We start from the raw sequence: 24,406 nt of genomic DNA, 5'->3' as shown, positions 1-24,406 counted from the left end.
CCTCAAAGGTGTTGAGCCGTACGGGAGTTACCGGTCGCCGGCGCGCCTCATCCCTTCGTCGCCCCGGCGGTGAGCCCGCCGACGAGCTGCCGCTCGGCGACGGAGTAGAAGGCCAGGGCGGGCACCATGGCGAGGACGAGATACGCGAAGACCCGCGCGTACTCGGCGGAGTACTGCCCCTGGAACTGCTGCACGCCGATCGGGATCGTCCACCAGGTCGGGTCGGTGAAGACCAGCAGCGGCAGCAGGAAGTTGTTCCAACTGCCCACCACGGCAAGGACGGAGACGGTGCCGAGCGCGGGCCGGGCCATCGGCAGCAGCACCCGCCAGAAGAACCCGAGCGGCCCGCACCCGTCGAGGGTCGCGGCCTCCTCCAGCTCGGCCGGTATCTCCCGGAAGAAGCCGCGCAGGATGACGATCGTCATCGGGATCCCGAACGCGGCCTGCGGCAGGATCACCCCAAGCGGGTTGTCCAGCAGGCCCATCGACCGCAGCAGCAGGAACAGCGGCAGCGCGACCACCGCGAACGGGAACATCAGCCCCACGGTGAAGACCGTGAACATCAACTCCCGTCCCCGGAAGGCGAAGCGCGCGAACGAGAACGCCGCGAGCGCCGACACGGCGACGACCACCACGGTCGTACCGATCGCGATGAAGGTGCTGGAGCCGATCATCCGCCAGAAGTCGCCGGAGCCGAGGATGCCGGTGTAGTTCGAGGTCACCCACGACTCGGGCAACCCCACGGGATTGCGCGAGAGTTCGTCGGTCGACTTGAAGCCGGACAGCACCGCGTAGAGCAGCGGTACGGCCATCAGGGCGCCGATGGCGATGAGGACGGCGTGCAGCGGCAGCTGCCGCAACGCCCGCCGCGTACCGGGAGAAACACCCGGAGAAGCGCCCGAAGAAGTACCCGGAGAGTTCTTCACGCCCCGCCCCCTCGCATGGTCGTGGTGGCCCCTTCCAAGTCCCGCCGCAGCACGAACCGTTGATAAAGCAGGGCGAAGACGAGGCTGATGCCGAACATGGCGACGCTGATCGCGCTGGCGTAGCCCACCTGGTAGCGCTTGAAGCCGTACTGGAAGAGGGTCACGGCCATCGTCTCGGAGTGGTGGTCGGGCCCGCCGGCCGTGGTCACCCAGACCAGGTCGAAGAGCTGGATGGAGCCGATGACGGAGAGGAAGACGCTGATGCGCAGGGTCGGCGCGAGCAGCGGCAGCGTGACGTTGCGGAACCGCTGCCAGGGCCCGGCCCCGTCGATGAGCGCCGCCTCGGTCAACTCCCTTGGTACGGACTGGAGTCCGGCGAGGTAGAGCATCATGTGGAAGCCGAAGAACTTCCAGGTCATGACGAGGAAGAGGGTCGCCATCACGGTCGAGGGATCGGAGAACCACTCCCCGCCGAGCCCGCCGAGCCCGATACGGCCGAGGAGTTGGTCGGCGAACCCCGCGTCCGGCGCGAAGATCATGCTGAACAGCACGCCGGTGATGGCCTCGGAGAGGATGTACGGGGCGAAGAACAGCATCCGGTAGACGGCCCGGCCGCGCAGCTTCTGGTTGAGCGCGACGGCGAGCGCGAGCGCGAACGGCAGCTGGATCGCGAGCGAGAGCCCGACCAGCAGCCCGCCGCGCCCCAAGTCCTCGAGGAACACGGGGTCTTGGAAGAGCTGTGAGTAGTTGTCGACACCGACCGACTCCGACGGCCAGCCGAATCCGCCCCAGCGGAAGAAGGAGGCGTAGACGGCGAACAGCATCGGCAGCAGGACGAGCAGCCCGAACAGGACGAGCGCGGGGACCTGGAAGGCGACGGCGGTCAGCCAGTGGGCCAGCTTCCGCCGCGCGGGCCTGCCCTGGGGCACCTGCGGCTGCGCCGACGCCACCGGACCGGGCACGACCGTCGTCGTCACTGCGCTTCCTTGGCGGTCTTCGTGATCGCCTCGGTGACCTGCTGCGGGGACTTCGACCCGGCGATGAGCCCGGCGACGCTGTCGTTGACCTGCTGCCCGAGCGCGGGCGCGTACGCCTGGTCGAGATAGAGCTGGAAGCCGGTCGCGGCCGTCAACTGGGCCTGTACGGCCTTGAGGTTGGGGTCGCTGAGCGCGGCCGCGGCGGCCGGTACGACGGGCAGCACTCCGGTCTTCTTGACCAGTTCGGTGTCGGTGGTCTGGGAGGCGAAGAACTTGAGGAAGTCGACGGCGGCCTGGGGCGCGCCCTTGCGCAGCGCGTGCCCGCCGCCCCCGCCGAACACCTCGGTGATCGCGCCCTTGCCGCCCTCGACGGCCGGGAACGGGAAGAACCCGAGGTCGGCGCCGATCCCCTTGCCGGCGTCGGCCTCGACGGTCGGCGCCCACTGCCCCATGAGCTCCATCGCGGCCTTGCCGTTGCCCATCGCCGCGGCCTGTCCGGTCGGGGTGGAGTAGGCGGCGCCGAGGAAGCCCTTCTGGAAGGGCTGGAGGTCGACGAGTTCCTGGAGGTGCTGCCCGGCCTGGACGAAGCCGTCGCCGGTGAAGTCCTTGTCGGTGTCCGCCTTCTGGAGCGCCTGCGCCCCGGCGGTCCGCATCGCCAGGTACGCCCAGTAGTACATGCCGGTCCAGCTCTCCTTGCCGGCCAGCGCGAGCGGCGTGACGCCGGCGGCCTTGAGCTTCTTGACGGCGTCGAGGAAGGCGGTCCAGGTGGCGGGCGGGGCGGCTATGCCGGCCTTCGTGAAGAGCGCCTTGTTGTACCAGAACCCGATCATGCCGATGTCGAAGGGGATGCCGTACACCTTGTCGTCGACGAGGTAGGGCGCCTTCGCGACCGGCAGCAGGGCGTCGGACCAGGGCTTCGTACGGGTGCTGAGGTCCTCGACGAGACCGGCGTCGATCTGCTGCTTGAGGACGCCGCCGCCCCAGGTGTGGAAGATGTCGGGGAGCTTGCCGGAGGCGGTCTGCGCCGTCATCTTGGATTTGTAGGCGTCATTCTCCAGTTGGACGATCTTTATCTTCACGCCTGGGTTCTCGTCCTCGAACCGTTTGGCGAGGGCCGCCCAGACGCTCTTCGCGGGCTGTGTGGTCGAGATGTTCCACCACTCGATGGTGGTCGTCCCCGACGACCCCCCCGAGCCCCCGCCGCAGCCGCTCAGCGCTGTCATGCCCAGACCGGTCGCGGCGGAGGCCGCCAGGAAGCCGCGGCGGGAGAGTGCCGGGTCACCCATCATGCTCTCCTCGGTAGATCGAAAGTTTCGCTACAAATCCAGAAAGGTTCGCTGCTGCCGCACCCTAGAGACAGCCCTCACAGGGTGGCAACCCTTTGAGCAAAGGGAAATGGAGGGAATCCGCAGCCGCCTCCCCACTGAGGGACACGGAGGAGCGGTCCGAACGGTTCGAAACATTCGCCACCGGCGCCGAACATTACGAAACGGTCTCCCCGAGGCGACACCCCTCCCCCGCGCCGAAAGCGCACCGAAAGCCATGACGCTCAGTGGCCACACCCCCGCACCCCACCCGTACGGCCCAACCCGCCCCCGCACCCCTCACACCGCCCCGACCAGGCCAGTCTTAACGCAAGCTTGACGCCCTCCGCCCGCTGATCCATAGGCCCGCGTGTGACGCTCTGCTTACGCTGGTGCCGCCGTCCGCGTGATGGCCGCAGACCGCACGCTGAGCCGCACCCCAGGAGCACGCCGATGGCCACCTTGGAACGACCCGCACCCAGCCGCCTACGGGCGTGGATGCTGGAGGGCCTGTCCGACATGGGCAAAGGCCAGCAGAGCCTGGAGAAGCAGGCGAAGCCGGAGGTGCACGGCCAGCCCTGGTACCGCGTGATGTGCCTGACCGGCGTCGACTACTTCTCCACCCTCGGCTACCAGCCCGGTATCGCCGCCCTCGCCGCGGGCCTCCTCTCCCCGATCGCGACGATCGTCCTGGTGATCGTCACCCTCGCCGGCGCCCTCCCGGTCTACCGCCGCGTCGCCGAGGAGAGCCCGCACGGCGAGGGCTCGATCGCGATGCTGGAGCGGCTGCTGTCGTTCTGGCAGGGCAAGCTCTTCGTGCTGACCCTGCTGGGCTTCGCCGCCACCGACTTCCTGATCACCATCACCCTCTCCGCCGCCGACGCCTCCACCCACCTCGTGGAGAACCCGCACCTCACGGACGCCCTGCACGGCAAGCAGATGGTGATCACGCTGGTCCTGGTCGCGCTGCTCGGCGCGGTCTTCCTCAAGGGCTTCCTGGAGGCGATCGGCGTCGCGTTCGCCCTGGTCGGCGTCTACCTGACGCTCAACGTGGTCGTCGTGGCCGTCGGCCTGTGGCACGTGATCACCGCAGGCCATGTCGTCACCGACTGGTCCAGCGCCCTGACCACGGAACACGGCAACGTCTTCGCGATGGTCGGCGTGGCCCTGATCGTCTTCCCCAAACTGGCCCTCGGCCTCTCCGGCTTCGAGACCGGGGTCGCGGTGATGCCGCACGTCAAGGGCGACCCGGGCGACACCGAGGAGCGCCCCACGGGCCGTATCCGCGACACCAAGAAGCTCCTCACCACGGCCGCCCTGATCATGAGCTGTTTCCTGATCGCGACCAGCTTCATCACCACCCTCCTCATCCCGGAGCGCGAGTTCAAGACCGGCGGCCAGGCCAACGGCCGCGCCCTCGCCTACCTCTCCCACGAGTACCTGGGCAACGTCTTCGGCACGGTCTACGACGTCTCGACCATCGCCATCCTCTGGTTCGCCGGCGCCTCCGCGATGGCCGGCCTGCTCAACCTGATGCCGCGCTACCTCCCCCGCTACGGCATGGCCCCGCACTGGGCGCGCGCGGTCCGCCCCATGGTCATCGTCTTCACCCTGATCGCCTTCCTGGTGACCTGGATCTTCGACGCGAACGTCGACGCCCAGGGCGGCGCGTACGCCACCGGCGTGCTCGTCCTGATCAGCTCCGCCGCGATCGCCGTGACCATCGCCGCGCACAAGGCGGGCCAGCGCAACTGGACCGTCGGCTTCGGCGTGATCTCCGCCGTCTTCCTCTACACCACGGTCGCCAACGTCATCGAACGCCCCGACGGCGTGAAGATCGGCGCCTGCTTCATCGCGGGCATCATCCTGGTGTCGCTGCTGTCCCGGCTGGCGAGAGCCTTCGAGCTGCGCGTGACGAGCGTGACGCTCGACAGCATGGCGGAACGATTCATCCGTGACATGGCCAGCCGCAAGATCCGCTTCATCGCCAACGAGCCCGACCGCCGCGACAAGGCCGAGTACCGCGAGAAGATCGAGCAGATCCGCGAGGACAACGACATCCCCGGCCAGGAGGACTTCGTCTTCGTCGAGGTGACGGTGACCGACCCGTCGGAGTTCGAGGCGGGCCTGACCGTGAAGGGCGAGGTCCTGCACAACCGCTACCGCGTCCTGACGGTGGAGCACTCCTCGATCCCGAACGCGCTCGCGGCCCTCCTGCTGCACGTCCGCGACTCCACCGGCCGCACCCCCCACATCTACTTCGAGTGGACCGAGGGCGGCCCCTTCACCAACTTCCTGCGCTTCTTCCTCTTCGGCCAGGGCGAGGTCGCCCCGGTCACCCGCGAGGTCCTGCGCGAGGCCGAACCCGACCGCGCCCGCCGCCCCCGGGTCCACACGGGCTAGGGACCCGTCAAGAACAGGCGTACGACCGTCAGAGTCACATCAGGGCGTCCCTCGGCGAAACACAACGGACCTAGCGTCGATGACATGCCCCCTCTGCACGACCGCGAGTGGCGCCCGAACGCACGGCTGGCGGTGTTCTGCTCCCTGACGTTCGGCGCCCTGGCCGTGCTGGTCGACTGGGACGCGGGCACCCTCACACCCCCGCGAGCGGTCCTGTGGCTGGCCCTCTCGGCGGCCCTGTTCCTCATCCTGCTCCCGCCCCACGTGACGGCCGAGCCCGGCCGCATCTCGGTGGACGGACCCCTGTTCCACAAGTCGGTCGCCCTCGACGCCCTGACCGCCGTACGCCGCCCCGACGGCCCCTCGCCCCGCCTGATCCTGCGCGACGTCCACGGCAACCAGGTCGCCCTCGACCCCCGCGTCCTGAAGAGCAACCCCCTGATGTGGCACGAACTGGACACCGGGGCACGGCGTTCCCTGGAGCGCGGGACGTTCCACGAGGGCACGCAGGTGCTGGCCCGCCTGGGCCATGAGATCGACGACGAGACGGCACGGGCGGTGCTGCGGGCGTCGGGGCTGAGCTGAGGGGGCTCGGGCCGGAGGGGCTTGGGCCTGAGGCGCTTTCGGCCGTTGCCAAGATCGGCGCGAGCGGCGCTGCGGACCTATCGTGACGGCATGCAGTCCTACACCATCGGCCAGGCCGCCCGGCTCCTCGGCGTCAGCCCCGACACCGCGCGGCGCTGGGCGGACGCGGGCCGGATCAGCACCCACCGCGACGAGTCGGGCAAACGCGTCATCGACGGCGAGGACCTGGCCGCGTTCTCCGTGGAACTGGCCAGATCTGACGGCGACGACGAGACGCCGTCCCACACTTCGGTCCGCAACGCCTTCCCCGGCATCGTCACGGCCGTGAAGCTCGGTGACGTGGCCGCCCAGGTGGAGATCCAGGCCGGCCCGCACCGCCTGGTCTCCCTCCTCACCCGCGAGGCGGTGGAGGAGCTGGGCCTGGAGGTGGGGATGGAGGCGACGGCGCGCGTGAAGTCGACGAACGTCCACGTGGACCGCACCTGAGCGCACATACCACCCCGATCACTGATAACCCCAGCTCATGCAATGTAAAAGATGAGTTACCCCTCGCAATTGCGGCAGTATCATCAGCCGTCAGTCATACCCACGTCCGAGGAGTACCCCGTGATGACCCGTCCCGCGCCCCGCACCCGCCGGCTCCTCCAGGTGACCGGCGCAGGCGCCGCCGCCCTGCTGGCACTGAGCGCGTGCTCGTCGAACGACTCGAAGGACTCCTCCGGTTCGGGCGCCTCGGCGTCGGCGTCCACGTCGTCCCAGCTGTCGGGCACAGTGACCGTCTTCGCGGCGGCTTCCCTCAAGGAGAGTTTCACGACCCTGGGCCAGGACTTCGAGAAGGCCCACCCCGGTACGACGGTGAAGTTCAACTTCGCGGGCAGCGACAGCCTCGCCGCGAGCATCACGAGCGGCGCCCCGGCCGACGTCTTCGCCGCGGCCAGCGCCAAGACCATGGCGACGGTGACCGACAAGAAGGACAACGCCACCGCGCCGGTCACCTTCGTCCGCAACCAGCTGGAGATCGCGACCCTCCCCGGCAACCCCGACAAGATCACCGCCCTCAAGGACCTCACCAAGTCCGGCCTCAAGGTCGTCCTGTGCGACAAGACGGTCCCGTGCGGCGCGGCGGCGGAGAAGATCCTGACGGCGACGGGTCTGAAGGTCACCCCCGTCTCCTATGAGCAGGACGTCAAGAGCGCCCTCACCAAGGTCGAGCTGAAGGAGGCCGACGCCGCCCTCGTCTACAAGACGGACGTCCACGCGGCGGGCACCAAGGTCCAGGGAGTGGACTTCCCCGAGTCCGCCCAGGCGGTCAACGACTACCCCATCGCCCTCCTCAAGAAGGCCCCCAACACCGAAGCCGCCAAGGCCTTCATCGCCTTGGTCCGCTCGGCGGAGGGCCAGAAGGTACTGACGGCAGCGGGCTTCCTCCAGCCGTGAGCGGCCTGAAGGGGAAGGGGGCGGGGAGGGTGGAACCGGAGCCGGGGTTGTGGCGGAGGCGGATATGGACGAGGGGGAGGGGGGCCGGCGGGCTCAGAAGAGACGCCGACGGGAGCAGCGCCGGCCTGGGGAGAGGCGTCGGCCAGAGCAGTGCTGACCTCGGGGGAGGCGCCGACCGGAGCAGCGCTGACCGCAGAAGCCCCGGCCCCGGAAAAGGCGCCGCCGGAAGCAGCGCCGGCCTCGGGAGGGACGCCGGCCGGAGCAGCGCTGACCGGAGAAGCCCCAGAAAAGGCGCCGGCCTCAGGAGAGACGCCGGGAGAAGCGCCCCCCTAAGAAGAGGCGCCCCCCTCCCCCTCCTCCTCCCCGCCCTGACAGCCCTGGTCTTCCTCCTGCTCCCCCTCCTGGCCCTCCTGATCCGCGCCCCCTGGAGCAACCTCCCCAACCTGCTGACCAGTTCGGACGTCTGGGAGGCCCTGAAGCTCTCCCTGATCTGCGCGACGGCGGCGACGGCCGTGAGCCTGGTCCTGGGCGTCCCCTTGGCGTGGGTCCTGGCAAGGGTCGAGTTCCCCGGCAGAGGCCTGGTCCGCGCCCTGGTGACCCTCCCCCTGGTCCTCCCCCCGGTGGTGGGCGGCGTGGCGCTGCTGATGGCCCTGGGCCGCAACGGCGTGGCCGGCCGCTGGCTGGACGACTGGTTCGGCGTGACCCTCCCGTTCACGACCACAGGCGTGGTGATCGCGGAGGCGTTCGTAGCGATGCCGTTCTTGGTGATCAGCGTAGAAGGCACGCTAAGAGCAGCGGACCCCCGCTACGAGGAGGCGGCCACAACACTGGGCGCCACCCGCTGGACCGCATTCAGAAGAGTGACGCTCCCTTTGATAGCCCCAGGAATCGCGGCCGGCGCGGTACTGGCATGGGCAAGAGCACTGGGCGAATTCGGCGCGACGATCACTTTCGCGGGCAACTTCCCGGGAAAGACCCAGACAATGCCGCTGGCGGTGTACTTGGCATTGCAGGACAACCCGGAGTCGGCGATCGCACTGAGCTTGGTACTGCTGGTGGTGTCGATCACGGTGTTGGGGGCGTTGAGGGAGAGGTGGCTGACGGCGGCGTAGAAGGAAGGCTGCGGAAAACGCCGACAGCGAAGCCGAAGCCCCCCTCTCCACCAACCCGCAAGCCGCAAGCCGCCAACGCGCGACCCGCAAGCCGCCAAAGGCCAACCCACGACCCCGCAAGCCGCCGACGGCGAGAACCCCCCACAGGGGCCACCCGCACCCGACAACGAAACTCGCACGGGTGGCTGCGGGTGGGAACCCAAAAAACCGCACCCCCACCTCTCGCACCCGAAGAACAGGCCCCCATGCCCCCCGAAGGCCTAAACGCCCACCTAGTGACAACCCGATCCAACTTCCACCTGGACATCACCCTCAACGCACCCCCCGGCGAAGTCCTGGCCCTCCTAGGCCCGAACGGCGCAGGAAAAACCACGGCCCTGAGAACATTGGCAGGCCTCCTCCCCCTGACAGACGGCCACCTCCACCTGGACGGCCACCCCCTGGAACACACACCCCCCGAATCCCGCCCGGTAGGCGTCGTATTCCAGGACTACCTCCTCTTCCCCCACCTCACCGCCATGGACAACATCGCCTTCGGCCCCCGCTGCCAGGGCGCGACCAAATCCGATTCCCGCGCGACAGCGAAAGACTGGCTGACCCGCATGGGCCTGGAAGACCACGCCACCACAAAACCCCGCCACCTCTCCGGCGGCCAGGCCCAAAGAGTCGCCCTGGCAAGAGCATTGGCGACAAACCCCCGCCTCCTCCTCCTGGACGAACCCCTGGCGGCCTTGGACGCCCGCACCCGCCTGGAGGTGAGAGCCCAACTCCGCAGACATTTGGCGGAATTCGAGGCGGTGGCGGTATTGGTCACCCACGACCCCTTGGACGCAATGGTCCTGGCCGACCGCCTGGTGGTGATCGAAAACGGAAGAATCGTCCAGGAAGGCCCCCCTTCAGAGATCGCCCGCCACCCCCGCACGGACTACATCGCCCAATTGGTGGGCCTGAACCTCTACAAAGGCACGGCAGCAGGAACAACGGTCACCTTGGACACGGGCCAGCAACTGACCACGACGGAACACCTGACGGGCCCGGCATACGTGGCGTTCCCCCCGTCGGCGGTCACCCTCCACCGCACCCGCCCCACGGACACCAGCGCCCGCAACCTCTGGCACTGCGAGGTGGCGGGCCTGGAAACGCACGGCGACCAGATCCGCGCCGACCTGACCGGCGACCTCCCGCTGACGGCGGACCTGACGACGGTATCGGCGGCGGAACTGAACCTGTCCCCCGGAACCTCCCTATGGGCAACGGTGAAAGCGACGCAAACACACGCGTACCCGGCGTAGAAAAGGCCCCCACCACAAGGCGGGAGCCCTTTCGTCAGCACACGGAGAACTCAGCTCTCGTAAGCCTCCATCGGCGGGCAGGAACACACCAGGTTCCGGTCCCCGAAGGCCTGATCAATACGCCGCACCGGCGGCCAGTACTTCTCCCCGGGAACAACCCCACCCGGGAACACGGCCTCGTCCCGCGCATACGGATGAGCCCACTCCTCGCTCAACGCCCCGGCCGTATGCGGCGCGTTCCGCAGCGGATTGTCCTCGGCGGGCCATTCCCCGCCGGCCACCTTCTCGATCTCCCCCCGAATGGCGATCATCGCCGCGCAGAACCGGTCCAGTTCGGCGAGATCCTCGGACTCGGTCGGCTCGATCATCAGCGTCCCCGCGACCGGGAACGACATGGTCGGCGCGTGGAACCCGTAATCGATGAGCCGCTTGGCGACATCGTCGACGGACACCCCTGTCGATTTGGTCAACGGCCGCAGATCGATGATGCATTCGTGCGCGACCAGCCCGCCGGGCCCGGTGTACAGCACGGGATAGTGCGGCTCAAGCCGCTTGGCGATGTAATTCGCGGACAGCACCGCGACCTGAGTCGCCCGCTTCAGCCCTTCCCCGCCCATGAGCCGCACATAGGCCCAGGAAATGGGCAGAATCCCGGCGGACCCCCAAGGCGCGGCGGAAATAGGCCCGACCCCGGTCTCAGGACCGGCCTCGCTCTGCAAAGGATGGTTGGGCAGATAAGGCGCCAGATGCGCCCGCACCGCCACCGGACCGACACCCGGACCGCCGCCCCCGTGCGGAATGCAGAACGTCTTGTGCAGATTCAGATGCGAGACGTCCCCGCCGAACTGCCCCGGCTTGGCCAGCCCGACCAGAGCGTTGAGATTCGCCCCGTCGACATAGACCTGCCCGCCGGCCTCGTGCACCAGCCCGCAGATCTCCCCGACATGCTCCTCGAACACCCCGTGCGTCGACGGATAAGTGATCATCAGCACCGCCAATTCATCACGGTACTGCGCGATCTTCCCCCGCAGATCTTCAGCGTCGACCTCCCCGTCCTCGGAGGTCTTCACGACGACGACCTTCATCCCGGCCATCACCGCACTCGCCGCATTGGTCCCGTGCGCGGACGACGGAATAAGACAGACGGTCCGCTGTACGTCCCCATTGGCCCGGTGATATCCGCGGACGGCGAGCAGCCCCGCCAATTCCCCCTGCGATCCGGCATTGGGCTGCAAGGACACCTTGTCGTACCCGGTGACCTCGGCCAGCCGCTCCTCCAGCTCGCGGATCAGCGTGAGATAGCCCTGCGCCTGCTCGATCGGCGCGAAGGGGTGCATCTCCCCGAACTCCGGCCAGGTGACCGGTTCCATCTCGGTCGTCGCGTTCAGTTTCATCGTGCACGACCCGAGCGGAATCATTCCCCGGTCGAGCGCGTAATCCCGGTCCGCGAGTCTGCGCAGATACCGCAGCATGGCCGTCTCGGACCGGTGCTGGCGGAACACGGGATGCGTGAGAATCTCATCGCCGCGCAGCAGTCCGGAGGGCAGTCCGTCGGCGGCACCGGAATCCAGCGCGTCGACGTCCCCGGACACCCCGAACGCCGCCCAGACGACGCCCAGTTGCTCCCGGGTGGTCGTCTCGTCACAGGCGACGGAGACATGGTCGGCGTCGACGAGCCGTACGTTGACCCCGCCGTCCCGCGCGGCGGCGACGACGCGCTCGGCCCCGCCCGGCACCCGGACGGTCAGCGTGTCGAAGTAGTCCGCGTGCACGATCTCGACGCCCCCGGCCCGCAGCCCGGCGGCCAGCACATCGGCGTACCGGTGCACCTTCCGGGCGATCCCCCGCAGCCCCTCGGGCCCGTGATAGACGGCGTACATACCGGCCATCACGGCCAGCAGCACCTGCGCCGTGCAGATGTTGCTGGTCGCCTTCTCGCGCCGGATGTGCTGCTCGCGCGTCTGCAACGCGAGCCGGTAAGCGCGGTTCCCGTCCGCGTCGACGGAGACCCCGACCAGCCGCCCCGGCAGACTCCGCGCGAACTTCTCCCGCACGGCCATGTAGCCGGCGTGCGGCCCGCCGAACCCCATCGGCACCCCGAACCGCTGCGTGGTCCCGACCGCGATGTCCGCCCCGAGCTCCCCGGGCGACACCAGCAGCGTCAGCGCGAGCAGATCGGCGGCGACGGTCACCAGCGCCCCCAGCTCATGCGCCCGCTCGATAACCGCCCGGACGTCCCGTACGGCGCCGGAGGCCCCCGGGTACTGGATCAGCACCCCGTTGATCTCCCGCCCGGCGAGCTCGGCCGGAATGCCGTCGCCCAGATCGGCGACGACGACCTCGACACCGGTCGGCTCGGCCCGCGTACGGATGACCTCGATGGTCTGCGGCAGCGCGTCGGCGTCGACGAGGAAGAGGCCCTTCTTGTTCCGCCCCATCCGCAGCGACAGCGCCATCGCCTCGGCGGCGGCCGTCCCCTCGTCCAGCAGCGAGGCCCCCGAGGTCGGCAGCCCGGTCAGCTCCGCGACCATCGTCTGGAAGTTCAGCAGCGCCTCCAGCCGGCCCTGCGAGATCTCCGGCTGGTAGGGCGTGTAGGCGGTGTACCAGGCCGGGTTCTCCAGCACGTTGCGCAGGATCACGGGCGGCGTGAACGTGCCGTGGTAGCCGAGCCCGATCATCGATCCGAGGACCTGGTTGCGGCCGGCCAGCGCCCGCAGCTCGGCGAGCACCTCGGCCTCGGTGCGCGCGTCGGGCAGGCCGAGCGCGGCGACGTTCTTGATGGCGTCCGGCACGGCGGCGGCCGTCAGCTCGTCGAGCGAGCCGAAGCCGACCTGCGCGAGCATCTTCGCCTGGGCCTCCCGGTCGGGCCCGATATGGCGCCGCTCGAAGGGCACACCCTGTTCCAGGGCGGCGAGCGGGGTACGAGAAGTCATGGCGGAGGCCTCCTGGTCGTCACGACCTGCGAAGGGGCACCACGGCTACGGGGTGCCCGGACGGGGCCTCCCCCTCTGTCATCGCGACCTGAGAGCTTCACCGGCGGCCCGAAGACCCCCGGCTTGCACCGTCGGTGAGAGCGGACGCCGCAGGCACCCGCTCTGCTTTCCAGAGTGACCTCGTCCGCGCGGTACGTGTGCCTGAGAGATTCCGGGGAGGAGTTGCTCCTTCGGCGCCCCCGGAAACTCCCGGAGGACTCTCCCGCGCGGGGTCGACAGCCACCGCCAAGATTACCAGCGAGGTCAACAGCCCGATCTTCGAGTGGCCCCCAAGCCCATTGTGCTTTTTCGTAGTCCTTACGACCCCCGTACTTCCTACGACCCCCTGTACTCCCCCACGACCCCCGAGGAACCCATCGCGAGCAGCGGGAGGGCCCATGCAGACCGACATCGACCCGCGCAACCTGATCGGCCGCAAGGCGTACGACCGCAACGGTGCGAAGATCGGCACCATCGACGAGGTCTACCTGGACGACGCCACCGGCACCCCCGAGTGGGCCGCCATAAGGACAGGCCTCTTCACCCGGGACGCCTTCGTCCCCCTGGAGCCCAGCGAACTGGTCGAGGGCACCCTCAAGGTCCCCTACGACCGCTCCCTCATCAAGGACGCCCCCGACTTCGGCGTCGGCCGCCACCTCTCCCCCGACCAGGAGCTCCAGCTCTACCACCACTACGGCCTGGACACGGTGGCCCCGACCCCGCCGGAGGACCGGGGTTTCGGCAACGTGGCGGGCCGCGACGAACCCACCCTCTGACAGCGGCGACCCCACCCCCCTGAAGCCGACCTGACGGCCCGCTGCCGAGGCCCGCCTCACGCGGACACCCCGCCCGGCATCAGCGGCAGCGGCTCCGCCGGTTCCAGCTCGGGGTCGTCGGACCGGAACGTCCGCACCCGCCCCGGCCCCGCGTCCTGCGGCGTCTCGAAGCGGACCGTCACCCGGCCGAGCCCGCTGCCCTGCACCCACCCGTTCCCGAACCCGGCGTGCCGCACATCGTGCCCGGGCCGCCACAGCCGCTCGGCGGGCACGGGCTCGGCCGCCTCGGCGACCTCCGCCGGCGCCTCCTCGGCCTCCTCCTTCAGCTCCCCCGCCGCCTGCGCGAACAGATCCTCCTGAGTGAAGTCGGCGAGCCCCGACACCCCGACCCCGAGCAGCCGCACACCCCCGGTGGTGTCCACGGAGTCCAGCAGCCGCCCCGCCGCCTCCCGGACGACCGCCGGGTCGTCGGTGGGCCCGCGCAGCGTCTCGGACCGGGTCAGCGTCGAGAAGTCGTAGCGCCGCACCTTCAGCACGATCGTCCGCCCCGACAGACCGGCCCCGCGCAGCCGTCGTACGCAGCGGTCGGCGAGGCGCTGGACCTCGACGCCCACGCGGACGCGGTCGTGGATGTCGACGTCGTAGGTGTCCTCCACGGACACCGACTTGGTCTCGCGTTCGGCGACGACGGGGCGGTCGTCGCGGGCGAGGGCCATGGCGTACAGGCCGTGGCCGTGGGCCTTGCCGAGGAGGCGGACCAGTTCGTCCTCACCGGCCCCGGCGATCTCCTCGACCGTCGTGATCCCCGCCCGGCGCAGATGGTCACCGGTCGCCGGGCCCACCCCGGGCAGCGTCCGCACCGCCATCGGCCCGAGCAGCGCCCGCTCGGTACCGGGCTCGATCAGCACCAGCCCGTCGGGCTTGGCCTGCTCGGAGGCGATCTTCGCGATCATCTTGGAGGCGGCGAGCCCCACCGACCCCGTCAGCCCCGTCACCGCCCGTATGTCGGCGCGCAGCCGCTCCCCCGTCGCCCGCGCGCTCCCGGCGTCCGAGGCCGCCCCGCCGGCCTCCAGGTCCACGAACGCCTCGTCCAGGCTCAGCGGCTCCACCAAGGGCGACAGCTCCCGCAGCAGCCCCATGACCTGCTCGCTGATCGACCGGTAGATCCCGAACCTGGGGTACAGATAGGCCGCGTTGGGCGCGAGCCTGCGCGCCTGCCCCATCGGCATCGCCGACCGCACCCCGAACACCCGGGCCTCGTACGACGCCGTCGACACCACCCCGCGCGGCCCGAGGCCGCCCACGATCACCGCTTTCCCGCGCAGGCTCGGCTTGGAGGCCTGCTCCACCGAGGCGAAGAAGGCATCCATGTCGAGGTGCAGGACCGTGGGCGCGTTTCTCACATCTCCGATGCTGCACCACGGCACTGACAACGGCCCCGAACACCCGCCCGAACCGCGGCGGAGATTGTCCGGAAACCGGTCAGACCGCCCGGCCCCTGCGCCGCGCCAGCTCGTCCGCCGGATTGGGCCCGACCAGCGTCTCCCCGGTGTCGACCCGCTCCCCGTGCAGCTGCGACAGCGCGCTCTCGACGTCCCGCCACACCACGCCGACGGCGATCCCGAAGACCCCCTGCCCGCCCTGGAGCAGCGCGTGGACCTCGTCCGGCGAGGTGCACTCGTAGACGGTCGCGCCGTCGCTCATCAGCGTCATCCGCTCCAGGTCCGCGAAGCCGCGCTCGCGCAGATGGTGCACGGCGCCGCGGATGTTCTGGAGCGAGACCCCGGTGTCCAGGAACCGCTTGACGATCTTCAGGACGACGACGTCCCGGAAGCTGTACAGCCGCTGCGTCCCCGACCCGTAGGCGGGCCGTACGCTCGGCTCGACGAGCCCCGTACGGGCCCAGTAGTCCAATTGGCGGTAGGTGATCCCGGCCGCCGCGCACGCCGTGGGCCCGCGGTAACCGATCTCCTCGTCCCCCTCGGCCGCCGTCCCCCCGCCGCTCGGCACGACCGCCGGGCGCTGAGGGGCGAGATCGGCCGCGCTGCCGTGAAGCCGGTACGGGCCGCTTCCCCCGAATCCGTGTCCGGGGGCACCCCCAGCCGTACCGTCGCCGCTGCTTCTCACGCCGACCTCCGTCCTTGACCTGCCTTCCCGACGGTAGGCAGTCACCAGGGGCGCGTCAACGATCGCCGCACTCGCCACGCCGGGTGATAATCGCCCTGGGAGTGGTTTCCTTCGCCCCACCGCGGGGAAAGGCTAGCCGAATGCGCTGAGCCGAGCCCGTACGACGCTCCCTGAGCCCCTGGCATGTGCCCCGGATCAAGACATCCCCGGGGCCCGCCGCCGCGCCGCTACTGGCTGCTGGTGCCGAAGTCCTCGGGCGAGATCTGGTCGAGGAACTCGCGGAACTTCTCCACCTCGTCCTCCTGCTCGTCCGGGATGGCGATCCCCGCGTCGTCGAGCACCGTGTCGCTGCCGTAGATCGGCGTGCCGGTGCGCAGGGCCAGCGCTATGGCGTCGGACGGGCGGGCGCTGACCTCGACGCCGCTGGCGAAGACCAGTTCGGCGTAGAAGACGCCCTCCCGCAGGTCCGTGATGCGTACTTCGGTCAGCTCCTGGCCGACGGCTTCCAGCACGTCCTTGAACAGGTCGTGGGTCAGCGGCCGGGCGGGGGCCATCCCCTGCTGGGCGAAGGCGATCGCCGTCGCTTCTCCCGGCCCGATCCAGATGGGGAGGTAGCGGTCGCCTCCCACTTCACGCAGGAGCACGATCGGCTGGTTGGAGGGCATTTCGACCCGGACACCTACGACATCGAGCTCATTCACACAGCAACCCTAGGCCGTGCCCGGGACGTTTGGGTAGTCGGGCCCGGATCGGCGGTCCGATCCGCCGTGGGCGAACGACCCTCTTGAGCAGCAGCGGCCCCTCAGGGCAGCCGTACCCCGAGAGCCGTCTGGACCAGCGCGGAGTGCAGCCGGACCGTGAGCGAGGCCAGCTCCTTCGCACGGGCCTCCGCGTGGGCCCTGGTCTGCGGATTGCGGTGGCGCCGCAGCGGGGCGACGATCTGGTCGACGAGGCCGGCCTCCCGGTCCGCCGCCGCCTTCATCACCCTCAGGTGGCGCGGCTCGATGCCGAACCGGCCGAGCTCGGCGATCAGCTCGGCGACGGTGGCCGCCTCGGCGTCGTACACGCCCTCCCCGACCGGGGTGAGCAGGCCGTACGACTCCCACTCGGTGAGTTCGCGTTCCTCGATGCCGGCCGCGGCCAGGAGTGCGGCGCGGCCGATGCGGGCGGCGGTGGGGGTACTCGCGAGGTCGGGGGCGGGTTCTCCGTCCCGCTGCCTGCCCACGGTCGGCAGGGGGACGGCCTCGCCGCGCTCCAGGGCCTCCAGGTGCTCCCGGATGACCTTCAGCGGCAGATAGTGGTCCCGTTGCAGCCGCAGGATCCTGGCGAGGCGCTCCACGTCCTCGGGGCTGAACTTGCGGTATCCGGACGGGGTCCGCTGCGGTTCGACGAGCCCCTCGGACTCCAGGAAGCGGATCTTGGAGATCGTGACTTCGGGGAACTCGTCGCGCAGCAGGTTCAGCACGGTGCCGATGCTCATCGGCCCGCCGTCCGCGGCGGCGGTGCCGTGTCCGGCACCGCCCCTCGGTGTTCTCAGCATGGACCTTCCCTGGGGATCCCCCCGGACGAGTCCGGGGCCGGTCAGTAGCCTTGCTGGCTCGCGTAGAAGACCAGGCGGTACTTGCCGATCTGCACCTCGTCCCCGTTCGCCAGCGGGACCTCGTCGATCCGCTCGCGGTTGACGTAGGTGCCGTTCAGGCTGCCGACGTCGCCGACCTTGAACGAGCCGTCCTGGTTCCTGCGGAACTCCACGTGCCGGCGCGAGACCGTCACGTCGTCCAGGAAGATGTCGCTCTGCGGGTGCCGGCCGGCCGTCGTCAGGTCGCCGTCCAGGAGGAAGCGGCTGCCCGAGTTGGGGCCGCGGCGCACCACCAGCAGGGCCGAGCCCAGCGGCAGCGCGTCCACCGCGGCCTGCGCCTCCGGCGACAGCGCCGGCAGCTGCGTCTGGCCGGTGACCTCGGAGTCGTACGCCTCAAGGCCCGAGATCGAGATCGTGGACGTCGTCTCCGACGCGCGCTCGGGCGTCAGGCCCGGGCGCAGCGGGGCGCCGCAGTTGGAACAGAAGCGGCTGTTCTCCGCGTTGCGGTTACCGCACCTCGAACACACCAGGGCCGACACAGGAGAAAACCCTCCACCCGTACTTGAGGTTGACGGTTGCCCGAAACCTATGTCGCCGGGCTGGGCGGGGTCAACAGACGCCGCGCTCTGGCCACCCGGAATGTCACCCCCAGCCACCTGGTCACGGAAGAGCGGGCGCTGGCCTTCCTCACCGGGCTGTGCGCGATGGCGGGCGGTCGCGTTCTCGCCCGCCTCTCCTCGCGCGCTCTTGCCGAACAACTTCGCAAACAACTTCACGGGCGATTCCCCTTGACCGAAACAGACCCGCCCGTGGGGCAGGACGAACCCTGACTCAATAGACCGGCCGACCCGGACACCTTCACAACGTCCGTATCCACCAGACAGTTTCCACCACCGACCACCCGATCGGTGCGCCGACCCCCCGCAACCTCATGCCCCTGACCGACGGCCCCCATGCACCCCCGGTTCACCGGGACGACGACCGAGCGTAGTCAGGCTGCTTCGCCGCCCGCAAGGCGTCCACGACGATCTTGTCCGACCGCTCCACGGTGACCGTGGCCTGCTCCTTCTCCAGCGTCTGCACCACACCCCCGGGGATGTTGAGCGCCGGCTCCAGATCCTCGGGCTTGCCGATGACCTGGAAACGATACGGAGTACGGATCTTGTTCCCGTCCACGCTCACCCCGCCGTCGCCGTCCGTGAAGTACGTCCCGGCGACGACGCGTACGCCGTTCACCTGGATCGCCTCCGCGCCGGCCGCGCGCAGCTCCTGGATCGCGTCGAGCAGCATGTCCGCCTCGACCGTCTTCTTCGTGTCGTCGATCGTCATCGTGATACCCGGCCCCTGGGCCGCCACCGTGCCCGCGAGGATGCCGAGTTGCCTCTCCTTCTCGATCGTCTGCTTACGGGCCTCCTCCGCCTGGTCGGAGCTGTTCTCCAACTCCTGACGCTGCTTGTCGAGGCCGGTCTTCTCGTCCTCTAGACGCTGGCTGCGGTCGTCCAGTTCATCGAGGATGCGCACCAGGTCCTCCTGGCGCGCCCCGCGCAACGCGTTCCCGCTGTCGCTGTTGGAGGCGACCTGCACCGCGAGCCCGAACCCGAGCCCGAACAGCAGCAGCGCGACGATGAGCTGGGCCCGCGTCACACGCGGCGGCCACAGCCCCTGCACGAGCCTCTGACGGCCCGTCGGAACGGGCTCGGCAAAACCTTCCGCCGACTCCCCCGCGGGCTGTGACACGACTTCCTCGGGCAGCGCCTTGCGCAGCCTGTGCTCCTGGTCACTCATCGGCGCTCACGCCCGGAAGACGTGCCGGCGGATCGCCGCGGCGTTCGAGAAGATCCGGATACCGAGGACCACCACGACACCCGTCGACAGCTGCGCGCCCACGCCCAGCTTGTCGCCCAGGAACACGATCAGCGCGGCCACCACCACGTTCGACAGGAACGACACCACGAAGACCTTGTCGTCGAAGATGCCGTCGAGCATGGCCCGCAGCCCCCCGAAGACCGCGTCCAGCGCCGCCACCACGGCGATCGGCAGATACGGCTCGACGACCACAGGAACCTCGGGCCGGACCAACAGCCCGGCCACGACGCCCACGACGAGGCCCAGTACGGCGATCACGATGTGCCTTTCTCAGTCTTCTCGCTGCCCGGCCGCGCGGTCCGCACGATCACGCTCGGCGCGGCGGGCAACTGGAGGTCCTTCTCCGTGGAGATGGCCGTGCGGATGCCGTAGTTCTCCTGGAGCGCGTTCAAGTACAGCCCGTCGGCGCCGTTCTGGAACCGGGTGCTCAGCGCCGCCCCGTCCCCTACCGCCAGGATCGTGTACGGCGGCACCAGCGGCTTGTTGTCGACCAGTATCGCCTCGCCGGCCGCGCGGATCGCCGAAAGCGCCGTCAGCCGCTGCCCGTTGATCGAGACGGCCTCCGCGCCGGCCGCCCACAGGCCGTTGACGACCCGCTGGAGGTCCCGGTCGCGCAGCCGCCCGGTGTCGGAGAAGTCGGCCGTCTCGCGCGGGTTGCCGTTGCCGCCCGTGGTGGCCGCCTTCGCGTCGTCCACGACCAGCTTCACCCCGGGGCCGTGCACGGCGACCGCGCCCGACAGGACACCCACGAGGTCGGCCTGGCCGCTGCCCCCGCTGTGCTCCAGCGCCTGCCGCTGGCGCGCGCTGACGTCGTCGCGCAGGGTGTCCACGGTCTTCTCCAGCTTGTCGGCCGCCGCGGTCTCCTTGTCGATCCGGTCGATCAGCTCCTGGCGCTCCTTGGCGATCGCCGGGGCCGTCACCCTCGCCTGCGCGGCGCCCACGGTCACGACGAGCGCCGCGAGCACCAGCCCGCCGGCAAGACCCAGCTTCGCCCGCAGCGTCCTCGGCAGCCCTCCGCCGCCCTCGGCCCGCTTGCGCGCGGCGGCCTCCGCGTAGCCCTCGTCGAGGCTGTGGTCCATGACATTGGTGAGCAGCGACATCGACGCGTCCGGGCGGGACGCGCGCGCGGGCGTGCTCCGAACGGGGGGCTGCTGCGGCATGCCGCACATCGTCGCACGTCGCGGCCACTACCTCCGAACGGCCCCACCGGCGTGGGCAATGTAAGGGGCGCCCGCAATGGCAGACGCCCCTTACAACGGCAACCCGCGCGCGGGGCGGGCGACTTCAGCTCCGGCCGGGGACGGTTCCAGCCGGGGGCCGCCTCACCGTCCGGCGCTGTCCACGACCGCCGTCCACTCGTCCAGCAGGGCCTGCGCGGAGGCGTCGTCCGGCCCCTCGGCCCACAGATGGGTGACGGCCTCGGCCGGGTCCGGCAGGACCATCACCCAGCGCCCGTCGGTCTCCACCACCCGCACCCCGTCCGTGGTGTCCACGAAGCGCTCTCCGGCCTCCTCGACGACCCGCCGCATCACCATCCCCTTGACGGCCCACGGGGTCGCCAGATCACGCTTGAGGACGTGCGCGCGCGGGATGCGCGCGTCGATCTGGCTGAGCGTGAGCTGTGTGCGCGCCACGAGCCCGATCAGCCGCACGAACGCCGCCGTGCCGTCGAACACCCCACTGAACTCCGGGACGATGAAACCGCCCTTGCCGTCCCCGCCGAAGATCGTCGACTCGTCCCGGCCTACCCGCGTCAGGTCGTCCGGCGACGTCGTCGTCCACTCGACCTGCGTGCCGTGATAGGCCGCGACCTGCTCGGCGATCCGCGTCGTCGTCACCGGCAGCGCCACCCGCCCGCTGCGCCGCTCCGCCGCCACCAGGTCGAGCATCACCAGCAGCGCCCGGTCGTCCTCGATGATCCGCCCCTTCTCGTCGACGAGCGACAGCCGCTCCCCGACGGGATCGAAGCGCACCCCGAACGCCGCCCGCGACGACGCCACGATCTCCCCGAGCCGCACCAGCCCGTTGCGGCGCATCTCCCCGGTCTCGGTGGGCCGCGACTCGTCGAGCCCCGGATTGACGGTCAGCGAATCCACCCCGAGCTTGCCCAGCAGACTGGGCAGCACGAGTCCGGCACTCCCGTTGGACGCGTCGACGACGACCTTCAGCCCCGACTCGGCGATCCCCGACGTGTCGACATTGCGCAGCAGCGACCCGGTGTACGAGTCGAACACGCTGGCCGGGAAATACAGATCCCCGATCTCCCCGGGAAACGCCCGCCGGTATTCCTGCCGCGCGAACACCCGGTCCAGCTTGCGCTGACTCCCCTGCGAGAGATCGGCACCCTGCCCGTCGAAAAACATGATGTCCAGCGAATCCGGCACCCCCGGAGAAGTCCGCAGCATGATCCCGCCCGCACTCCCCCGGGCGGTCTGCTGCCGCGCGACGGGAAGCGGCACGTTCTCCAGGTCCCGTACGTCGATGGCGCTGGCCTGCAAAGCGGAGATCACCGCCCGTTTCAGCGCCCGCGCGCCCCGTGAGTGGTCGCGGGCCGTCGTGACGGTCGAGCCCTTCTTCAACGTCGTCGCATAAGCGCCGGCCAGCCGCACCGCCAGCTCCGGGGTGATCTCGACGTTCAGGATGCCCGACACCCCACGCGCCCCGAAGAGATGCGCCTGCCCGCGCGACTCCCAGATCACCGAGGTGTTGACGAACGCGCCGGCCTCGATCGTCTTGAACGGATAGACCCGCACATTGCCCTGGACGATCGACTCCTCGCCGATCAGACACTCGTCCCCGATGACCGCGCCGTCCTCGATCCGCGCGGCCCGCATGATGTCGGTGTTCTTGCCGACGACACAGCCCCGCAGATTGCTGTGCTGCCCCACATACACGTTGTCGTGGACAACGGCCTTGTGCAGAAAGGCCCCGCTCTTGACGACGACATTGGAGCCGATGACCGTGTGCTCGCGGATTTCCGCACCGGCCTCGACCTTGGCGTAGTCCCCGATGTACAAAGGCCCCCGGAGCACGGCGTCGGGATGGACCTCGGCGCCTTCCGCGACCCACACGCCGGGCGAGATCTCGAACCCGTCGAGTTCGACGTCGACCTTGCCCTCAAGAACGTCGGCCTGGGCCTTCACATAGCTCTCGTGCGTGCCGACGTCCTCCCAGTAGCCCTCGGCGACATAGCCGTAGATCGGCTTGCCCTCCTTCATCAGCTGCGGAAAGACGTCACCGGACCAGTCCACCGGCACATCGGCCTCGACATAGTCGAAGACCTCGGGCTCCATCACATAGATACCGGTGTTCACGGTGTCCGAGAAGACCTGTCCCCAGGTGGGCTTCTCCAGGAAGCGGTCGACTTTCCCGTTCTCGTCGACGATCGTGATGCCGAATTCCAGCGGATTGGGCACCCGGGTCAGGCAGACGGTGACCAGCGCGCCCTTTTCCTTGTGGAAGTTGATGAGATCGGTGAGGTCGAAGTCGGTCAGCGCATCGCCTGAGATGACGAGGAAGGCATCGTCCTTAAGCGCCTCTTCGGCGTTCTTGACGCTTCCGGCGGTACCGAGTGGCTTCTCCTCGTTGGCGTAGGTCAACTCCATTCCGAGTTCCTCGCCGTCACCGAAGTAGTTCTTGACCATCGAGGCCAGGAACTGGACGGTGACCACGGTCTCGTTGAGCCCATGCCTTTTGAGCAGCCGCAGAACGTGCTCCATGATCGGCCGGTTCGCGACCGGCAGGAGCGGCTTGGGCATGCTTGAGGTCATAGGGCGAAGGCGAGTGCCTTCGCCTCCGGCCATCACGACGGCCTTCATGTCGGAAGCGTCCTCCTTGATAAGAGACGACGGTCTAGCCGACTTCACCCGTCAGGATTGTCCCGCACTTCCGCGTCACGGGCCATCGAGCCACTGCTGTCGCCCGCTGCCGCCAGGGAACGAGGTTCAGTCGGCCATGGCGTCCGCACGGACCAGGCGGCGGACCTGTACCACGTAGAGGACTCCTGCCCACCAATAGAGCGTTGTACCCCATCCGGCGAACGCCCATCCGAAAACTGCGGCGAGTGACGCGATCCATCCGTTTCCGTCACTGAGCAGCAGCAGCGGGAAGGCGTACATCAGGTTGAAGGTCGCGGCCTTGCCCAGATAGTTCACCTGCGGCGGCGGATAGCCGTGCCGCCTGAGGACGCCCACCATCACCAGCAGAACCAGTTCACGCGCGAGCAGCAGAGCCGTCAGCCAGAGCGGGAGAATCTCCCGCCAGGTGAGGCCGAAAAGGGTCGACAGAACGTACAGCCGGTCGGCCGCGGGGTCCAGCAGCCGGCCGAGGCTGCTGATCTGGTTCCACTTCCGCGCCAGCTTGCCGTCCAGGTAGTCGCTGATACCGCTCAGCGCCAGCACCAGAAGAGCCCAGCCGTCGCTGTTCGGCCCTCCGAACTCGGGCCGGAGAATCAGCCAGAGGAAGAGGGGCACGCCGACGAGGCGGGCCATGCTGAGAATATTCGGGATGGTGAGGACCCGGTCAGTCTGGACACGGGTCTCCTGGACCTCCACCCGGGGGCCTCCAGTAGGAAACGAGCCAACGATTCCCCCTGACCCTACCTCAACGCAAAAAAGCTCTGGCTCCTGGGCAGATGCCCAGGAGCCAGAGCTATAAAAGAAGTTCGGCGGCGTCCTACTCTCCCACAGGGTCCCCCCTGCAGTACCATCGGCGCTGTGAGGCTTAGCTTCCGGGTTCGGTATGTAACCGGGCGTTTCCCTCACGCTATAACCACCGAAACACTATGAAACTGTTTCAGCCGCACCACATGTGACATGTGGGGCTGTTCGTGGTTTCAGAACCAACACAGTGGACGCGAGCAACTGAGGACAAGCCCTCGGCCTATTAGTACCAGTCACCTCCACCCGTCACCGGGCTTCCAGATCTGGCCTATCAACCCAGTCGTCTACTGGGAGCCTTACCCTCTCAAGGAGGTGGGAATACTCATCTCGAAGCAGGCTTCCCGCTTAGATGCTTTCAGCGGTTATCCCTCCCGAACGTAGCCAACCAG

At 69.1% G+C, this 24,406-nt stretch carries 20 protein-coding genes, 2 rRNA genes, 1 pseudogene and 1 riboswitch; of the genes and pseudogenes, 7 read left to right on the top strand and 16 right to left on the bottom strand.

Annotated features, from left to right (window positions below; translation table 11 throughout):
* Positions 1-47: 47 nt before the first annotated feature.
* The 3 genes from ACYUD3_RS22350 to ACYUD3_RS22340 all read right to left on the bottom strand — a co-directional run bounded on the left by ACYUD3_RS22350 (position 48) and on the right by ACYUD3_RS22340 (position 3,189).
* A complete protein-coding gene (locus ACYUD3_RS22350) occupies positions 48-812 on the bottom strand; it encodes a carbohydrate ABC transporter permease (RefSeq protein WP_470973215.1) in 765 nt (254 codons plus the stop codon).
* 110 nt (positions 813-922) lie between these two features.
* The gene (locus tag ACYUD3_RS22345) at positions 923-1,903 is read right to left on the bottom strand and encodes a carbohydrate ABC transporter permease (protein WP_470972560.1); all 981 of its coding nucleotides are present in this window, start codon (positions 1,901-1,903) and stop codon (positions 923-925) included.
* On the bottom strand, positions 1,900-3,189 hold the full coding sequence (locus ACYUD3_RS22340; protein ID WP_470972558.1) for an extracellular solute-binding protein: 1,290 nt from the start codon (positions 3,187-3,189) through the stop codon (positions 1,900-1,902). The genes ACYUD3_RS22345 and ACYUD3_RS22340 overlap by 4 nt, the downstream gene beginning before the upstream one ends.
* 471 nt (positions 3,190-3,660) lie before the next feature.
* Between ACYUD3_RS22340 and ACYUD3_RS22335 the strand changes: the two genes are divergently transcribed.
* From ACYUD3_RS22335 to ACYUD3_RS22310, 6 genes and pseudogenes are all read left to right on the top strand, one after another.
* Complete coding sequence (locus tag ACYUD3_RS22335; protein WP_470972557.1) at positions 3,661-5,610, top strand: APC family permease; 1,950 nt, start codon at positions 3,661-3,663, stop codon at positions 5,608-5,610.
* 84 nt (positions 5,611-5,694) lie between these two features.
* Positions 5,695-6,195, top strand: coding sequence for a hypothetical protein (locus ACYUD3_RS22330; protein WP_470972555.1), 501 nt, complete (start codon positions 5,695-5,697; stop codon positions 6,193-6,195).
* Positions 6,196-6,285: 90 nt separating this feature from the next.
* Positions 6,286-6,681, top strand: a complete 396-nt coding sequence (locus ACYUD3_RS22325; protein WP_470972553.1) for a TOBE domain-containing protein — start codon at positions 6,286-6,288, stop codon at positions 6,679-6,681.
* 123 nt (positions 6,682-6,804) lie between these two features.
* On the top strand, positions 6,805-7,632 hold the full coding sequence (gene modA, locus ACYUD3_RS22320; RefSeq protein ID WP_470972551.1) for a molybdate ABC transporter substrate-binding protein: 828 nt from the start codon (positions 6,805-6,807) through the stop codon (positions 7,630-7,632).
* Between the two features lie 329 nt (positions 7,633-7,961).
* A pseudogene (gene modB, locus ACYUD3_RS22315) lies at positions 7,962-8,744 on the top strand (molybdate ABC transporter permease subunit); the annotation flags it as partial.
* A gap of 245 nt (positions 8,745-8,989) precedes the next feature.
* Positions 8,990-10,036, top strand: a complete 1,047-nt coding sequence (locus ACYUD3_RS22310) for an ABC transporter ATP-binding protein (RefSeq protein WP_470972549.1) — start codon at positions 8,990-8,992, stop codon at positions 10,034-10,036.
* A 50-nt stretch (positions 10,037-10,086) separates the two neighbouring features.
* Here the strand turns inward: ACYUD3_RS22310 and gcvP are convergent, their stop codons facing one another.
* Entirely contained in the window at positions 10,087-12,969 is a 2,883-nt protein-coding gene (gcvP, locus tag ACYUD3_RS22305; protein WP_470972548.1) for an aminomethyl-transferring glycine dehydrogenase, read from the bottom strand.
* Positions 12,970-13,148: 179 nt separating this feature from the next.
* Positions 13,149-13,244: riboswitch (glycine riboswitch) on the bottom strand.
* A 162-nt stretch (positions 13,245-13,406) separates the two neighbouring features.
* On the opposite strand from gcvP, the gene ACYUD3_RS22300 reads away from it, so the two are divergent.
* Positions 13,407-13,784 carry a PRC-barrel domain-containing protein gene (locus ACYUD3_RS22300; protein WP_470972546.1) on the top strand — a complete coding sequence of 126 codons (378 nt, stop codon included), beginning with the start codon at positions 13,407-13,409 and terminating at the stop codon, positions 13,782-13,784.
* Between the two features lie 56 nt (positions 13,785-13,840).
* Here ACYUD3_RS22300 and ACYUD3_RS22295 read toward each other — a convergent pair whose 3' ends face one another.
* From ACYUD3_RS22295 to ACYUD3_RS22240, 12 genes are all read right to left on the bottom strand, one after another.
* Entirely contained in the window at positions 13,841-15,187 is a 1,347-nt protein-coding gene (locus tag ACYUD3_RS22295; protein WP_470972545.1) for a DNA polymerase IV, read from the bottom strand.
* Positions 15,188-15,266: 79 nt separating this feature from the next.
* On the bottom strand, positions 15,267-15,911 hold the full coding sequence (locus tag ACYUD3_RS22290; RefSeq protein WP_470972543.1) for a MerR family transcriptional regulator: 645 nt from the start codon (positions 15,909-15,911) through the stop codon (positions 15,267-15,269).
* Between the two features lie 227 nt (positions 15,912-16,138).
* The gene (locus ACYUD3_RS22285; RefSeq protein ID WP_026253112.1) at positions 16,139-16,612 is read right to left on the bottom strand and encodes a bifunctional nuclease family protein; all 474 of its coding nucleotides are present in this window, start codon (positions 16,610-16,612) and stop codon (positions 16,139-16,141) included.
* Positions 16,613-16,713: 101 nt separating this feature from the next.
* Positions 16,714-17,451 carry a transcriptional regulator FtsR gene (gene ftsR, locus ACYUD3_RS22280; RefSeq protein ID WP_470972542.1) on the bottom strand — a complete coding sequence of 246 codons (738 nt, stop codon included), beginning with the start codon at positions 17,449-17,451 and terminating at the stop codon, positions 16,714-16,716.
* Between the two features lie 41 nt (positions 17,452-17,492).
* The gene (locus tag ACYUD3_RS22275) at positions 17,493-18,374 is read right to left on the bottom strand and encodes an FHA domain-containing protein (RefSeq protein ID WP_470973212.1); all 882 of its coding nucleotides are present in this window, start codon (positions 18,372-18,374) and stop codon (positions 17,493-17,495) included.
* A gap of 82 nt (positions 18,375-18,456) precedes the next feature.
* On the bottom strand, positions 18,457-19,275 hold the full coding sequence (locus tag ACYUD3_RS22270) for a DUF881 domain-containing protein (RefSeq protein WP_470972540.1): 819 nt from the start codon (positions 19,273-19,275) through the stop codon (positions 18,457-18,459).
* Between the two features lie 6 nt (positions 19,276-19,281).
* Positions 19,282-19,614, bottom strand: coding sequence for a small basic family protein (locus tag ACYUD3_RS22265; protein WP_266824523.1), 333 nt, complete (start codon positions 19,612-19,614; stop codon positions 19,282-19,284).
* Positions 19,611-20,456: a DUF881 domain-containing protein gene (locus tag ACYUD3_RS22260; RefSeq protein ID WP_470973209.1), complete on the bottom strand. Its 846-nt coding sequence runs from the start codon at positions 20,454-20,456 to the stop codon at positions 19,611-19,613. The genes ACYUD3_RS22265 and ACYUD3_RS22260 overlap by 4 nt, the downstream gene beginning before the upstream one ends.
* Before the next feature lie 222 nt (positions 20,457-20,678).
* Positions 20,679-23,174 carry a sugar phosphate nucleotidyltransferase gene (locus ACYUD3_RS22255; protein ID WP_470972538.1) on the bottom strand — a complete coding sequence of 832 codons (2,496 nt, stop codon included), beginning with the start codon at positions 23,172-23,174 and terminating at the stop codon, positions 20,679-20,681.
* Between the two features lie 126 nt (positions 23,175-23,300).
* On the bottom strand, positions 23,301-23,909 hold the full coding sequence (locus tag ACYUD3_RS22250) for a CDP-alcohol phosphatidyltransferase family protein (protein WP_470972536.1): 609 nt from the start codon (positions 23,907-23,909) through the stop codon (positions 23,301-23,303).
* Positions 23,910-24,017: 108 nt separating this feature from the next.
* Positions 24,018-24,134 (bottom strand): 5S ribosomal RNA (gene rrf / locus ACYUD3_RS22245).
* Between the two features lie 86 nt (positions 24,135-24,220).
* Positions 24,221-24,406 (bottom strand): 23S ribosomal RNA (locus tag ACYUD3_RS22240); the annotation flags it as partial.

The sequence above is a fragment of the Streptomyces sp. AMJ-169 genome (genome assembly GCF_055597585.1).
The sequence above is the reverse complement of the archived record's forward strand: the minus strand, read 5'-3'. Positions and strand labels throughout refer to the sequence as shown.

Excerpts from the sequence above, each read along its gene's own strand:
- ACYUD3_RS22350 (WP_470973215.1), bottom strand. The coding sequence starts at position 812 with ATGGCCGTACCGCTGCTCTACGCGGTGCTGTCCGGCTTCAAGTCGACC.
- ACYUD3_RS22340 (WP_470972558.1), bottom strand. The coding sequence starts at position 3,189 with ATGGGTGACCCGGCACTCTCCCGCCGCGGCTTCCTGGCGGCCTCCGCC.
- ACYUD3_RS22335 (WP_470972557.1), top strand. The coding sequence starts at position 3,661 with ATGGCCACCTTGGAACGACCCGCACCCAGCCGCCTACGGGCGTGGATG.
- ACYUD3_RS22330 (WP_470972555.1), top strand. The coding sequence starts at position 5,695 with ATGCCCCCTCTGCACGACCGCGAGTGGCGCCCGAACGCACGGCTGGCG.
- ACYUD3_RS22325 (WP_470972553.1), top strand. The coding sequence starts at position 6,286 with ATGCAGTCCTACACCATCGGCCAGGCCGCCCGGCTCCTCGGCGTCAGC.
- modA (WP_470972551.1), top strand. The coding sequence starts at position 6,805 with ATGACCCGTCCCGCGCCCCGCACCCGCCGGCTCCTCCAGGTGACCGGC.
- ACYUD3_RS22310 (WP_470972549.1), top strand. The coding sequence starts at position 8,990 with ATGCCCCCCGAAGGCCTAAACGCCCACCTAGTGACAACCCGATCCAAC.
- gcvP (WP_470972548.1), bottom strand. The coding sequence starts at position 12,969 with ATGACTTCTCGTACCCCGCTCGCCGCCCTGGAACAGGGTGTGCCCTTC.
- ACYUD3_RS22300 (WP_470972546.1), top strand. The coding sequence starts at position 13,407 with ATGCAGACCGACATCGACCCGCGCAACCTGATCGGCCGCAAGGCGTAC.
- ftsR (WP_470972542.1), bottom strand. The coding sequence starts at position 17,451 with ATGCTGAGAACACCGAGGGGCGGTGCCGGACACGGCACCGCCGCCGCG.
- ACYUD3_RS22270 (WP_470972540.1), bottom strand. The coding sequence starts at position 19,275 with ATGAGTGACCAGGAGCACAGGCTGCGCAAGGCGCTGCCCGAGGAAGTC.
- ACYUD3_RS22260 (WP_470973209.1), bottom strand. The coding sequence starts at position 20,456 with ATGTCGCTGCTCACCAATGTCATGGACCACAGCCTCGACGAGGGCTAC.
- ACYUD3_RS22255 (WP_470972538.1), bottom strand. The coding sequence starts at position 23,174 with ATGAAGGCCGTCGTGATGGCCGGAGGCGAAGGCACTCGCCTTCGCCCT.